The sequence below is a fragment of the Amycolatopsis sp. NPDC004772 genome, assembly GCF_053601215.1.
On record NZ_JBSGBK010000001.1, the window covers coordinates 1 to 13,325 of the forward strand.

General features: G+C 73.9%; 12 protein-coding genes. 8 read left to right on the top strand and 4 right to left on the bottom strand.

Annotated elements, in window-relative coordinates; translation table 11 throughout:
• The 6 genes from ACWEF6_RS00005 to ACWEF6_RS00030 all read left to right on the top strand — a co-directional run.
• The coding region (locus ACWEF6_RS00005; protein ID WP_449680803.1) for an acyl-CoA dehydrogenase family protein at positions 1–226 on the top strand (226 nt) is incomplete at its 5' end.
• Positions 223–1,197, top strand: a complete 975-nt coding sequence (locus ACWEF6_RS00010; protein ID WP_449680804.1) for a 3-oxoacyl-[acyl-carrier-protein] synthase III C-terminal domain-containing protein — start codon at positions 223–225, stop codon at positions 1,195–1,197. The genes ACWEF6_RS00005 and ACWEF6_RS00010, both read left to right, overlap by 4 nt.
• Before the next feature lie 26 nt (positions 1,198–1,223).
• Complete coding sequence (locus tag ACWEF6_RS00015) at positions 1,224–2,288, top strand: HAD-IIIC family phosphatase (RefSeq protein WP_449681026.1); 1,065 nt, start codon at positions 1,224–1,226, stop codon at positions 2,286–2,288.
• On the top strand, positions 2,285–3,844 hold the full coding sequence (locus ACWEF6_RS00020) for an amino acid adenylation domain-containing protein (RefSeq protein WP_449680805.1): 1,560 nt from the start codon (positions 2,285–2,287) through the stop codon (positions 3,842–3,844). The genes ACWEF6_RS00015 and ACWEF6_RS00020 overlap by 4 nt, the downstream gene beginning before the upstream one ends.
• Positions 3,841–5,115, top strand: a complete 1,275-nt coding sequence (locus tag ACWEF6_RS00025) for an MFS transporter (RefSeq protein ID WP_449680806.1) — start codon at positions 3,841–3,843, stop codon at positions 5,113–5,115. Before ACWEF6_RS00020 ends, ACWEF6_RS00025 begins: the two co-directional genes overlap by 4 nt.
• 22 nt (positions 5,116–5,137) lie before the next feature.
• Positions 5,138–6,184 (top strand): MupA/Atu3671 family FMN-dependent luciferase-like monooxygenase, encoded by a 1,047-nt coding sequence (locus tag ACWEF6_RS00030; protein ID WP_449680807.1) that lies wholly within the window; start codon positions 5,138–5,140, stop codon positions 6,182–6,184.
• Here the strand turns inward: ACWEF6_RS00030 and ACWEF6_RS00035 are convergent.
• The 3 genes from ACWEF6_RS00035 to ACWEF6_RS00045 form a co-directional block, all read right to left on the bottom strand.
• Positions 6,172–7,131 (bottom strand): 3-oxoacyl-ACP synthase III family protein, encoded by a 960-nt coding sequence (locus ACWEF6_RS00035; RefSeq protein WP_449680808.1) that lies wholly within the window; start codon positions 7,129–7,131, stop codon positions 6,172–6,174. The genes ACWEF6_RS00030 and ACWEF6_RS00035 overlap by 13 nt on opposite strands.
• Before the next feature lie 98 nt (positions 7,132–7,229).
• Positions 7,230–7,952 carry an SDR family NAD(P)-dependent oxidoreductase gene (locus ACWEF6_RS00040; RefSeq protein ID WP_449680809.1) on the bottom strand — a complete coding sequence of 241 codons (723 nt, stop codon included), beginning with the start codon at positions 7,950–7,952 and terminating at the stop codon, positions 7,230–7,232.
• 41 nt (positions 7,953–7,993) lie between these two features.
• A complete protein-coding gene (locus ACWEF6_RS00045) occupies positions 7,994–9,055 on the bottom strand; it encodes a PucR family transcriptional regulator (protein ID WP_449680810.1) in 1,062 nt (353 codons plus the stop codon).
• Positions 9,056–9,357: 302 nt separating this feature from the next.
• Here ACWEF6_RS00045 and ACWEF6_RS00050 point away from each other — a divergent pair, with 302 nt between their 5' ends.
• Complete coding sequence (locus tag ACWEF6_RS00050) at positions 9,358–11,610, top strand: ATP-binding protein (RefSeq protein WP_449680811.1); 2,253 nt, start codon at positions 9,358–9,360, stop codon at positions 11,608–11,610.
• Between the two features lie 128 nt (positions 11,611–11,738).
• Here the strand turns inward: ACWEF6_RS00050 and ACWEF6_RS00055 are convergent, their stop codons facing one another.
• Positions 11,739–12,062, bottom strand: coding sequence for a DUF6204 family protein (locus tag ACWEF6_RS00055; RefSeq protein ID WP_449680812.1), 324 nt, complete (start codon positions 12,060–12,062; stop codon positions 11,739–11,741).
• Between the two features lie 249 nt (positions 12,063–12,311).
• On the opposite strand from ACWEF6_RS00055, the gene ACWEF6_RS00060 reads away from it, so the two are divergent.
• The gene (locus ACWEF6_RS00060) at positions 12,312–13,208 is read left to right on the top strand and encodes an alpha/beta hydrolase (protein WP_449680813.1); all 897 of its coding nucleotides are present in this window, start codon (positions 12,312–12,314) and stop codon (positions 13,206–13,208) included.
• Positions 13,209–13,325: the final 117 nt, after the last annotated feature.

Genomic DNA, 13,325 nt, shown 5'->3' on the forward strand with positions numbered 1-13,325 from the left:
CGACCCGGACCTCGGCGGCGCCGCCGTGCTGGCCACGCCCGCCGCCGCGCCGGGAGCGGCGGCGGGCGCGGCCACCGCCGTGCAGCTGCTGGGCTCGGCCGGCGCCCGCGACGGGCACCCGGTCGCGCGCGCCTACCGGGACGCGAAGCTGATGGAAATCATCGAGGGCAGCAACGAGATCAGCGAGCTCGTGCTGGCCGAAGAAGCCCTGCGGACGTGGGCATGACGGGAGCGGACATGATCGGGATCGGCACCGTCCACTGTGTCCTGCCCGAGGACTTCACCGACGTGACGGCACTGTCCGAACTGGACTCCCTGCCGGCCGAGGAAGCCGAGTTCGCCACGGCCAGCGGGGTGTCGCGGGTCGGGGTCTTCCCGGAGGCCGACACGGCGGAGTACGCGACCCGGGCGTGCCAGGAACTGCTCAAGGAGACACCGGGCGAGCCCGACGTGCTCGTCATGGTCGGCCCGCGGGCGCCGGACGTCCTGCTGGGCTCGGACGTCGGCCGGGTCCAGGACGGCTGCGGGCTGCAGAAGACGTTCTCCTTCACCGTCGACGGGCTCGGGTGCGCGGGCTCGAGCGTGGCCTGGGCCTTGGCCCGGGACCTGCTGCTGGCGGATCCGGCGAAGCAGAGCGTCCTGATCACGCACGCGAGCCGCCCGGCCGGCGCCGACCGCGTCCGCTACCCGGTCACCGTGATCGGGGACGGCGCCTACGCCATGACGGTGGTCCGCGGCGGGCGGCCGGAGCTGGTGGCGCACCGGCAGGAGACCGACGGCAGCTTCCACGACCTGTTCCGCGTCGACTACAAGCAGGCGCCCTGGTACGAGTGGCGCGAAGAGTGCTCCTCGCCCGACCGCTACCGGTTCGAGCTCGCCATGCACAGCAGGCTGCGGCTGAGCCGGCTGGTCGACGAGGTGCTCGCCGACGCGGGCCTGGGCAAGGACGGGGTCGCCGCCACGCTGATGCAGAACGTGACCGCGAGTGCGTACGACTTCTACGAAACCCTGCTGGGCCTGCCGATCCACCCGGTGTGCGCCCGGAACCTGGCCGGCTACGGGCACGTCGGCGCGATGGACGTCGTGCTCAACCTCGACGGCCTGCTCCGCTCGGGCGAGGTCTCGGCGGGGGAACACGTGCTGGTGTTGAACAACAGTCCGGTGGCCGCGTGGGCGGTGTCGCTGTGGCGGGTCTGAGCGGGAAGGGAACAGCCGTGACTACGGTGAAGTGCCTGGTCTGGGACCTCGACAACACGTTGTGGCGAGGCACCCTGCTGGAGGACGCCGAGGTCGGCGTGGCCGAGGAGGTCCGCGCGGTGGTGCGCGAGCTGGACGCGCGCGGCATCCTGCAATCGGTGGCCAGCCGCAACGACCACGACCATGCCTGGGAGCGGCTGGAGGCGCTCGGCCTGGCCGAGTACTTCGTGCTGCCGAAGATCGGCTGGGGCCGCAAGTCCGGCTCGGTGCGCGAGATCGCCGGCGAGCTGAAGTTCGCGCTCGGCACCATCGCCTTCGTCGACGACCAGCCGGTCGAACGCGCGGAGGTCGCCCACCACCTGCCCGAGGTGCGCTGCTACGACGCCACCGACGTGCCGGAGCTGCTCGGCCGGCCGGAGTTCAGCCCGGCCACCGTCACGGTCGATGCGCGGCGGCGCCGCACGATGTACCAGGCCTCCTTCCGCCGCGACGCCGCCCGCGACCGCTTCGACGGGCCCGACGAGGACTTCCTGCGCTCGCTGGACCTGGAGCTCGGGATCCGCCGGGCGGGTGAGGAGGAGCTCTCCCGCGTCGAGGAACTGACCCTGCGCACCAGCCAGATGAACGCCACCGGCGTGCACTACCCGGACGCCGTGCTGCGCGGCCTGCTCTCCGACGAGCGCCACGAGGTCCTGGTGACCACGCTCGCCGACCGGTTCGGCCCGCACGGCGCGGTCGGGGTGCTGCTGGTGGCCAAGGACGCCGGGGCGTGGCACCTCAAGCTGCTCGCGACCTCGTGCCGGGTGGTCTCGTTCGGCGTCGGCGCGGTGGTGCTGGGCTGGCTCGCCGACCAGGCCGCGCGCGCCGGGGCGCACCTGGTCGCCGACTTCAAGCCGACCGCGCGGAACCGGATGATGGAGATCGCCTACCGGTTCGCCGGCTACGCCGAAGACCCCTGCGGCTGCCAGGCCGCCCTGGCTCCGGCCGAGGAGGGCGTCCAGCGGCTGCACCTGGTCCCGCGGCGCACGGAACCACCGTCGACGATGAAGGTCACCGCGCCTTCGCTGACCGATGTGGCGGTGACGGCGTGACCCTCTACGAGATCTTCGCCGGCACCGCCGCCCGCACGCCCGACGCCGTGGCGGTCGAAATCGGCACCACCGAACTGACCTACGCGCAGCTGCACCGGTGCGCGCTCGGGCTGGCGGCCCGGATGGTGGCCGAGCACGGCGGTCCGCCGGCCCGGGTGGCGCTGCTGGCCGCGCACACCGTGACGACATTCGCGGGGTACCTGGCCGCCCAGCGGCTCGGCGCCGCCGTCCTGCCGCTGAACCCGGGCTATCCGGTGCGGCGCAACCGGACGGTGTGCGAACTGGCCCGTCCGGACGTGCTGATCGCCGACGAGTCGGGCGCCCCGCAACTGGCCGGCCTCGGGGATGCCGTCCCGGCCGTGCTGGCCCCCTCGGACGCCGACGTGCTCGCCGGGGCGGGGGAACCACCGCTGCCGGCGCACCCGGCCGACGACGGCGCCGTCGCCTACCTGCTGTTCACCTCCGGCTCCACCGGGCGGCCGAAGGGTGTGCCGATCCGCCACCGCAACGTGGTGCCCTACGTCCGGCACAACGTCGAGCGCTTCGCGGTGGGCCCGGGCTGCCGGATGTCGCACACCTTCGACCTGACCTTCGACCCGTCGGTGTACGACCTGTTCGTCACCTGGGCCGGCGGTGCGACCCTGGTCGTGCCGGGCAAGGCGGAGCTGCTCAGCCCGGTCGACTACCTGGTGGACCGGGCGATCACGCACTGGTTCTCGGTCCCGTCGGTGGTCTCGGTCGGCGACGAGCTCGGCACCCTGCCCAAGGGCCGGGCGACCGGGGTCCGGCACAGCGTGTTCATCGGCGAGCCGCTCACCTACGACCAGGCCGAGAGCTGGCAGGCCGTGGCGCCCGACGCGGTGATCACGAACGTCTACGGCCCGACCGAGCTGACCGTCGCCTGCACCGAGTTCCGGCTCGGCCTCGACCCGCTGAGCTGGCCGCCGACGTCGAACGACACGGTGCCGATCGGCCCGGTCTACGACTTCCTCGACCACGTGGTGCTCGGTGACGACGGGCAGCTCGCCGAAGAGGGCGAGCTGTGCGTGCGGGGGCCGCAGCGGTTCGACGGCTACCTCGACCCGGCCGACGACACCGGGCGCTTCCTGGCCCACGGCCCGGACGGCACGACACCCTACGAAGGCGGTGGCCTGACCCCGCAGCACTACTACCGCACCGGGGACCGCGTCCGGTTCGAGGAAGGCGGGCTGGTGCACCTGGGCCGGCTCGACAACCAGGTGAAGGTGCGCGGCTACCGCGTCGAACTCGGCGAGATCGAGGCCGCGCTGCGCCGCCACGAGGGGATCGGCCAGGCCGTGGTGCTCGCCCGCCCGGCCGGCGGCGAGACCGTGCTCGTCGGGTTCTACACCGGCGACGAGCAGCCGGCCGGGGAGCTGCGGCGGTGGCTGCGCAAGCACGTCCCGCTGCACATGGTGCCGCGGCGGCTGGTGCACCTGGCCGCGCTGCCGCTCAACGCCAACGGCAAGATCGACCGGCCGGCGCTGCGCGCGCAGCCCGCGTTCACCGGTTTCGAGCTCGAGCCGAGCGGCCGGTGACGGCCGGGACCCGGCTGCGCGCGGCGCTGGCCGAGCTCGTGCCGCCCGCGGGCGTCGTGCGCGTGATCAGCGTCAGCAACCTGGCCAAGACGACCGCGCACGGCATCATCATGTCCGTCAGCGTCCTGTACTTCACCGGCTCGCTGGGCCTCGCCGCGGCGCAGGTCGGGCTGGCCCTGACCATCGGCGCGCTGGCCGGGATGGTCGTCGCGGTGCCCGCCGGGCACGCGGCCGACCTGCTCGGCCCGCGCAACGCCACGGTCATCGCCCTGTGCGCCCTCGGCGTCACCGCGTGCGGGTACGCGTTCGTCGGCAGCTTCGCCTGGCTCACGGTGACCGCCTGCCTGGTGCTGATGGGCGAGTCCGCGACCGACGCCTCACGCGGCACGCTGGTGGCGGCCGTGGTCCCGCCGGAGGACCGGGTGCGGGCGTGGTCGTACTTCCGCTCCATCGCGAACATCGGCGTCTCCGCGGGCGCGGTGCTCGGCGGGATCGGCCTGTACTTCGACTCGCACACGGGGTACGTCGTGCTGCTCCTGCTCGCCGGGGTGCTGTTCGCCGTCGCCGGGCTCTGCTACCTGCGGGTGCCGAGCGTCGAGCCGGTGGCCCAGCCGGCCGGCGGGCCGCGCCTGCGGGTGCTGCGCGACCGGCCGTACGCGGCGTTCGCGCTGATCAACGCCGTGCTGATCATGAACGGCCCGCTGCTGACGGTCGCGCTGCCGCTGTGGATCGCCCGCCGCACGGCGGCGCCGTCGTCGCTGTTCTCCGCGCTGCTGGTGCTCAACACTGTATGCGTCGTGCTGCTGCAGGTCCGGGTCAGCAAGGGCGCGGAGAAGCCGGACGGCGGCGCGAAGTCGTTGCGGCGCGCGGGTTTCGTCCTCGCCGTCACCTGCGGGCTCTACGCGTTCGCCGCCGGGCTGCCGGTGTGGGCCGCGGTGCTGGTGCTCGTCTCCGGTGCGCTGGCGCACGTGCTGGGGGAGATGCTGCACAGCGCCGGTGCCTGGTCGCTGGCCTACGGCCTGGCCCCCGACCACGCCCAGGGCCAGTACCAAGGCCTGTTCGGCATGTCGACCCAGCTCGGGTCGACCGTGGCGCCGTTCGCGGTGACCGTGCTCATCATCGGCGGCGGCGCGCCGGGCTGGCTGGCCTTCGGTGCGGTGATGCTGCTGGCCGGGCTGGCCGCGCCCGCCGTCGTCCGCTGGGCCGGCGCCACCGCCGCGGACCGGGCGGCGGTGCCTCTCGGCCCGGCCGCCCCGGCAACCGACAACTGACCGTTCTGGAGGGGATTTCCCGGTGGACTTCAGCCTGTTCTACTTCGCCAACGACAGCACCGCCGAGTCCGGTGACCGCTACGAACTGCTCCTGGAAGGCGCGAAGTTCGCCGACCGCAACGATTTCGCCGCGGTGTGGACGCCGGAACGGCACTTCCACCCCTTCGGCGGGCTCTACCCGAACCCGGCGGTGACCGGGGCCGCGGTGGCCGCGGTGACCGAGCGGGTGGCGATCCGCGCCGGCAGCGTCGTCGCGCCGCTGCACCACCCGGCCCGCATCGCCGAAGAGTGGGCGGTGGTCGACAACATCTCCGGCGGCCGGGTCGGGCTGTCGTTCGCCTCGGGGTGGCACGCGTCGGACTTCGTCCTCAACCCGGACGCCTACCCCGACCGCCGCCGGCTGGTCGTCGACTACGCCGAGCAGGTGCGCGCGCTGTGGCGCGGCGAGGAAATGGCCGGCAAGGACGGCGCCGGCACCCTCCAGCGGTTCCGCACGTATCCGCGCCCGGTGCAGGCGAACCTGCCGATCTGGCTGACCAGCGGCGGCTCGGTGGACACGTTCCGCGCGGCCGGCGCGCTGGGGGCCGGGCTGCTCACGCACCTGCTCGGCCAGGACGTCGGGCAGCTGGCGGAGAAGATCGCCGCGTACCGGGAGGCGGTGGCGCAGCGGCCGGACGCCGACGGCTGGCCCGGGCACGTCGTACTGATGGTGCACACCTTCCTCGGCACCGACGAAGACCGCGTGCGCGACCAGGTCCGCCCCGCCCTGAGCGAGTACATCCGCAGCTCGCTCGGCCTGATCCTGGGTTCGCGGCTCGACGGCAAGCGCCGGGTCGACCCGGCCAAGCTGCCGCCGGACGAGCTGGACTTCCTGGTCGAGCACTCGTTCCGGCGGTACTTCGACGACGGCGGCCTGCTCGGCACCGTTCCCAAGGCGCTCGGCATCGCGCGGCGGCTGGCGGAGACCGGCGTCGACGAGGTGGCCTGCCTGGTCGACTTCGGCCTCGACACGAAGACCGTCCTCGCCGGCTTCGACCACCTCGACGAGCTGCGGCGTCAGCTGCCGTAGCGCAGCGCGGTCACGCCCCAGCTGAACCCCATGCCGCTGCTGGCGACGAGCACCGTGTCCCCCTCGGTGAGGCGGTGCTCGTCGAGCAGGCCGCGCAGGGCGATGAACGGGTCCGACCCGCCCATGTGCCCGAGCCGGTCGTAGTTGAACACCGATTTCTCCCGCGGAATGCCGAGCGTGCCGAGCAGGCGTTCGTGCATGCCGCGGTCGCCCTGGTTCATCAGCAGGAACGCGATTTCCCCGAGCGGCAGCTCGAGTTCGCCGAGGGTTTCGGAAACGAGTTCGACGAAATGGCGGACGTAGGCGTCGCCGAGCCCTTTCCGGTGCCCGCGGCGGCGCATGTAGATCCGGTCGTCGAGGATTTCCCCACGGTAGTAGTCGGCCCAGGCGGGGTCGGTCCGCATCGCGGAGTGCACGACCTCGAACCGGGCGCCGTGCGCGCCGAGCAGGATGGCCGCGGGCGCGTCGCCGAAGTTGAACAGCGGTTTCGAGTCGGGGTCGGCGTGGTCGACGAGCCCGGCGAGCCGGTCACCGGACAGCACCAGGACGTGCTCGGCCCGGCCGAGGGCGATCTTGTCGGCCGCGAGCTGGACCGCGGTCATGGTGGCGTTGCAGAAGTTGGCGACCTCGAAGCAGTGCGCCCGCCGGATGTCCAGTTCCTCGGCCACCTTGGCGGCCGGCGACCAGAAGGGGACGTCCCATTCGCCGGACCCGGCGTAGAGCACGTACCCGACGTCACCCGGCTCGACCCCGCTGCGGTCGAGCACCTCCCGGCCGGCGTCCACCGCGAGCTCCCACGCCTGTTCGTGCTCGCCGAGGACCGGAATGGTTTCGGTGTGCGTGATTTCGAGGATTTCCGGCAGCGGCACCCCGGACGCGGACTGCAGATCCGGGACCTTCAGCACGCCGCTCGGAAACCGGACGGAGAAATCGATGATGCCGGGCACCGGCAAGCCCCCTCGGTGTCGATTCGCCTCGCCGTCATCGTAACGCATTCACGCGCGTTTCCGGAATGCTCGCCGCCCGGGGTCCGGGAATCGGCGCGTCAGGGGAACGGAACGCCGGTGTGCCCGGCGAGCGCGTCGAGGAGCCGGTCCTGGAACTCCCGGCCGGCGGCCGCCGGATGCCGGTCGGCGTGCCGCCGGTGGTGCCAGTAGCCGCCGCTGGTGCGGGCCTCCGGATCGTCGGAGGTCGCGAGCCAGACCTGGGTCATGGCTCCTTCGCGCAGGTCGTCGGGGGCGCCCGCGCCGCCCATCCGGGTCGGGACCCAGCCGGGGTCGACGGCGTTGCTGAACACCCGCGCCCACCGGCGCGCGACGGCGGCGGCGAGCGTGGTGACCAGCAGCTTGCTGTCCGAATAGGACCCGGTCGGACGCGCCCCGGACCAGTCGAGGCCGGCCAGTTCGGCCCGGCCGCCGCGGTGCATGCCGCTGCTGAGGTAGACCAGGCGCCCGGGCGGGCCGACGAGGGCGGTGAGCAGGTAGGGCGCGACGACGTTGACCGGAAGGATCGTGGCGCCGGTCATGACGCCGGCGTTGTGGATCACGGTGTCCACCGGCCCGAGGCGGTTCACCTGCTCGGCGACGTCCCGGGTCTCCCCGGCGTCGGCGAGGTCGCCGAGGACGACGTCGGCGCCACGGGCGGCGAGGTCGTCCAGCCGCCCGGCGCCCCGCCCGTGGGCGAGGACGTGGTGGCCGTCGGCGAGCAGCTCTTCGGCGGTGAGGCGGCCCAGACCCTGGGTGGCGCCGGTGACGAGGATCCGGGCCATCGGCTCAGGCGCCCGGTTCGGTGTCGGTCATGCCGTCGAGCCTATTCGCCGGCGAGTTTCCTCGCGCGCAGGGCGATCTCGAGGGTGAGGCGTTCGGCCGGGTCGGACAGCCGGCTGCCGAAGAGGTCGGTGAGCAGGCGCAGGCGGTGGCGGACGGTCTGGGGGTGCACGCCGAGCAGCCGCGCGATCTCGGGGGCGCTGCCGCCGGTGCTGACGAGGGCGAGGAGCGTGTCGGCCGCCTTGGTGCGCTGGGTGGGGGTGAGCGCGTCGAGCGGGGCGAGCGCCCGGTCGGCCAGGGTCGTGGTGAGGAAGGCGTCGGCCAGCAGCCAGTGGGTGGTCAGGTGGTCCGCCCAGTGGGTGACCGGCCGGTCGGGCAGGACGCCGTCGTGGACCAGCTCCAGGGTGCGGCGGGCCCAGTGCAGCGACTTCGCCGCGTCGGCCAGGGGCACCCGCGGCCCGACGGCGGCCCGGGCGCCGAAGGGGCCGGGTGCGGTGCCGTCCGGGAGCAGCAGCCGCGGTTCCGGGGCATCCAGGTCGGCGAGCACGGGCGCGCCGGGAGCGGCCGCGCCCGGGTCCAGGGCGACGAGGACGACGTGCTCCGGAAGGGGCCACCGGGCGGCCCAGGACAGGGCCTCGAGGTCCGCGGCACCGATGAGGATCGCGTCGAGCAGCAGCTTGCCGCCGGGGTCACCGGCGTCGCGGGCCCGGGCGTAACCGGCGCTCGTCAGCCGGGAAAGGGCTTCGACGCCGGAGAAAAGCGCCTCCGCGCAAGCGCAGACGACGGCGGAGGGCGGCTTGCCCAGCGCGGCCAGCGCACGGCGGCTCCCGGCACTGCAGGCCCGGACCACACGCTGGGCATCGTGCCCCGCGGCGAACTCGGCGGCGCCCAGCTTCCGGAACAGGTCCGCATCGGCACCGTCCCAGCCGGCGTCGTCCCCGGTGAGCGTCCGGTGCAGGTTGACGGCCACGAACCGCCAGGCCCGGCCGTCCCGGGCGGTCGGGTACCCGGGCACGGCCCGCCGGAGCTCGGCGAGCACGGCGTCGGTCATCAGGCGGGCCACCGGCCAGGTCCAGGCGGGGGCTTCGACGGCGGCGCGGGTCACTGGTGCCGCCTGTGGCCGGGGAGCGGGGTGCGGTCGTGGGGCCGGCGGCCAGGCGCGGCCGCGCGGGTCACCGGTGCCGCCTGCGGCCGGGGGCCGGGGTGCGGTCGCGGAACGGCGAAGCACCCGCCGCGACCCTAAGCGCAACTGCCAAAACACTGTGGCGCTTCCAGGGCATTTCGAGCCTCCTCGAGCCGGACGCCGGTGATCATCACCGCCTCGGCCCGCACGCCGCATCGGGGAAATCCGGTATTGCCGCCGCGCGGCTACGTACGCGGTCGCCCGGTGCCGGTGGCTCGGTTAGATTGATCGAGTTCCCGACTGCGAGGTGCCCACTGACGTCCACGCCCGAGCCCGCCCTGCCGGCCGAGCTGACCAGCTACGTCGGCCGACGGCGGGAGGGTGCGGAAGTCCGCCGGCTGCTCGGTGACGCGCGGCTGGTGACGCTCACCGGCCCCGGCGGGGTCGGCAAGACCCGGCTCGCGGTGCGGGTGGCGGCGGACGTCGCCGCCGGTTTTCCCGGCGGTGTCGTGTTCGCCGGGCTCGCCGAGGTGCGCGATGGGGCGCTGGTGGCGAACGTCGTCGCGGATCGGCTCGGGCTGCACGGGCGGCCGGGCCTGGCTCCGGACCGGCTGGTCGTCGACCACCTCTGGCCGCGGACGGTGCTGCTGGTGCTGGACAACTGCGAGCACGTCGTCGGCGCCTGCGCGGAGTTCGCCGCCACGCTGCTGGCCGAGTGTCCGCACGTCGTCGTCCTGGCCACCAGCCGGCAGTCGCTGGCGGTCCCCGGCGAGCAGGTGCTGCCGGTGCCGCCCCTGGAAGCGGCCGACGCCGTGCGGCTCTTCCGCGACCGCGCCGCCCGGATCTGGCCCGCCGCCCTGCCCGCCGGCCCGGACTCCGAGCGCGTCCTGGACGAGCTGTGTGCGCGCCTCGACGGGCTGCCGCTGGCGATCGAGCTCGCCGCGGCCCGGATCCGCTCGCTGTCTCCGCGGCAGATCGCCGATCGGCTGGCCGACCGGCTCGGCCTGCTGAAATCCGGCCTGCCCGGCGCGCCGGAACGGCAGCAGACGCTGCGGTCCGCGATCGACTGGAGCCACGAGCTGTGCTCGCCGGCGGAGAAGGAGGTCTGGGCGCGAGCGTCGGTCTTCGCCGGATCCTTCGACCTCGACGCGGCCGCGTACGTGTGCGACGTCCCGCCGGACGAGGTGCTCGAGCTGGTCGACGGCCTGCTCGACAAGTCGGTGCTCGTCCGGCGGCAGGACGACGACGTGGTCCGCTACCGGCTGCTGGAGTCCCTGCGGGAGTACGGGCAGGAACGCCTGGAGCGGTCGGGCGAGCGCGAGCGGGTGGCGCGGCGGCACGCGGAGTGGTTCGACCGGCTGACCGCGCGCGCCGAAGCCGGGTGGGTGAGCGGCCGGCAGCAGCGCCTGCTCGCCGGCCTGACCCGCGACCACGCGAACCTGCGGGCCGCACTGGACCGGTCACTGTCCACTTCGGACGAAGCGGGCGTCGCCCTGCGGATCGCCGCGCGTCCGTCCGAATACTGGCTGCTGCGCGGGCTGGCCGCCGAAGCGAAGAGCTGGCTCACCCGCGCGCTCGCGCTGGCCGCGCCCGGGCACCCCGACCGCGGCCGGGCGTTGTGCGTGTGCGCGCTGTACACGCTGTGGCTGGGCGACGTCGGCGACGCGGTGCGGCTGGTGGCCGAGGCCGAAGCCTTCGACGACGACCCCGTGCTGCACGCGCGCGTCCTGCACGTGCGCAGTTTCGTGGCGATGTTGACCAACCGGCCGGGCTCGGCGGGGCTCGCGGCCGAGACCGCCGCGGCCTTCCGCGAGCACGGACTGGTGCGCGACGAACTGCACCCGCTGTTCATCCACGGCGTTTCGGTGGCCTACCGCGACCGCAACCTCGAGGCCGCGCACGGCGCGCTGCGCCGCATGCGCGAGCTCACCGGCGAGGACGAGCTGTTCTACCGCGCGATGTCCTTGTTCGGGGAAGCGGTCGTGGAGGTCGAGTTCGGCGACGCCGCGGCGGCGGCCCGGGCGGCCACCGAAGCGCTCCGGCTCGACGTGCGCCTCGGCGACCTGCAGGGCCGCGCCTACCGGCTCGACACACTGGCCTGGATCGCCGACCGGGCGGGCGAGCACGCGCGGGCCGCCACGTTGTTCGGCATCGCGGCGGCGAACTGGGAGCGGATCGGCACGGCACCCGAGTTCGCGGTCGCCATCCCGCACGGCACGCACATCGCGAACACCCGCGCCGCCCTCGGCAACGCCCGGTTCGAAAAGGCGTTCGCCACCGGCCGCGCCATGGCCGGCGACGAGGCTGACCGCTTCGCCCTGGACCTGCGGGCGCCGCAGGCGAAGCAGCCGTCGCCGCTGTCCGGTCGCGAAGGGGAGGTCGCGCAGCTCGTCGCCCGAGGGCTGACCAGCCGCGAGATCGCGGCCGCGCTGGTCATCTCGCCGCGCACCGCCGAGACGCACATCCAGCACATCCTGGCCAAGCTGGGCTTCGGGAACCGGGCGCAGATCGCGGCCTGGGTGGCCCGCCGGGAGTGAGCCCCGGCGATCGTCCTGAAGTGACGATCAGGCGTGCTCATCGCCGCCCCGCACGACGGGAGACCGGGGATGGTGGTACCCGGACCGTGGGTGGCAGGTCCGGCCCGCCACCCGCTTTCCGGCCGGCCTCAGCGGCGCGCGGTCCGGACGTCGTCCAGGCTGGTCGAGCTCACCGTGAGGCCACGGTAGGGATAGCCCTCGCGGTCGAGCAGGTCCATCGCCCGCAGTTCGGCGTCGTCGTGCGCCCGCTGCGCAGCCCCGGCCCCCGCGGCGACCTCGACCAGGACCCGGAAACCGAACCCGCCCAGGTGCCGGCTGTAGGTCAGCGTGCCCGGTTCGCCGAACGACAGGCCGGAGAGGTCGTCGTCGGTGGCGTTGGCCAGCAGTTTTTCGCGGACGGCCTCGCTCGGCCGGTCGAACTTCCCCCGGACGAGCACGCGGTAGGTCGGCATGCGCGTCAGGGTACCGAAGCAGCCGCCGGGGACTGGCCGATTTTCCTCGCGCGCGCGTATGCAGTCCTCAGTGGACAGTCAAACACTCCAATTCGGATAGACAAGACAACCGGTACAGCAAGGCATTTTCCCCTCTGTCAGAAGGAAACATAGGGGTACCCAAGTTGGGGGAACGCCATCACCAGGCGGGTTTGCGCGCTAATGTGAGGCCATGATCACGACGACGCAGACCACGATCGGGGCAGTGCGGTGAAACTCGCCGAGATCGCTCCCGAACTCCGTCCTCGAGCCGACCGGCTCCCGCGCGTGCCGCTGGAGGAAGCCGGGGTGCTGCCGCGGATTCGCGCCGCGACCGCGCAGATCCAGCCGGTCGAGGTGGCGGGCGTGGACGTCGAAAGCACGCCGGGGTGGCGGGTGCACCGCCCGCGGGTCGCGCGGCCCGGGCGCACCCTCCTGTGGATCCACGGCGGCGGCTTCGTCGTCGGCCGTGCGGCGCAGGACGACCGGCTCTGCGGGGAAACGGCGCGGGAGCTCGGCATCACGGTGGTGTCCGTGGAGTACCGGCTCGCCCCGGACGCGCCGTACCCGGCCGCGCTCGACGACTGCCACGCGGCCTGGACCTGGGCCCGCGACCAGACCGGCGGGCCGGACGGGGTCGTCGTCGGCGGGCAGAGCGCCGGTGGCGCGCTCGCGGCCGCGCTGGTCCAGCGCCTCTGCGACCGCGGCGAGCGGCCGCACGCGCAGTGGCTGCTGTGCCCGATGCTCGACGACCGCACCGCCGCCCGCCGCGAGCTCGACGACCGCAACCACCGCGGCTGGGACAACCGCCTCAACCGCTTCGGCTGGCGGTCCTACCTCGGCACCGAACCGGGCGCCCCGGACGTGCCGTCCTACGCCGTACCGGCCCGCCGCGAAGACCTCGCCGGGCTGCCCCCGGCGTGGATCGGCGTGGGCGACATCGACCTGCTCCACGACGAGTCCGCCGCGTACGCCCACCGGCTGCGCGAGGCGGGGGTCGACGCCACGCTGCACGTGGTCCCCGGCGCACCCCACGGCTTCGAGGCGTGGGCGCCCGACACCGCCGTGACGCGGGACTACCTGGCCGCCGCCCGAGCCTGGCTGGGTGACCGCACCCCGACCCCCTGAACCGGACACGCCGGCCCCTGTCCCACGGGCGCGCCGACCGCGAGACTCCACTGTGGACGGATCGGGCCGGCCGCCACGGTGAGCGGGCCGGCGGCTCGGCCGCCCGATCACCTCCTT

Bases quoted from the DNA above. Each gene is read 5' to 3' on its own strand.
- ACWEF6_RS00040 (WP_449680809.1), bottom strand. From the start codon at position 7,952: ATGGCCCGGATCCTCGTCACCGGCGCCACCCAGGGTCTGGGCCGCCTC.
- ACWEF6_RS00010 (WP_449680804.1), top strand. From the start codon at position 223: ATGACGGGAGCGGACATGATCGGGATCGGCACCGTCCACTGTGTCCTG.
- ACWEF6_RS00055 (WP_449680812.1), bottom strand. From the start codon at position 12,062: ATGCCGACCTACCGCGTGCTCGTCCGGGGGAAGTTCGACCGGCCGAGC.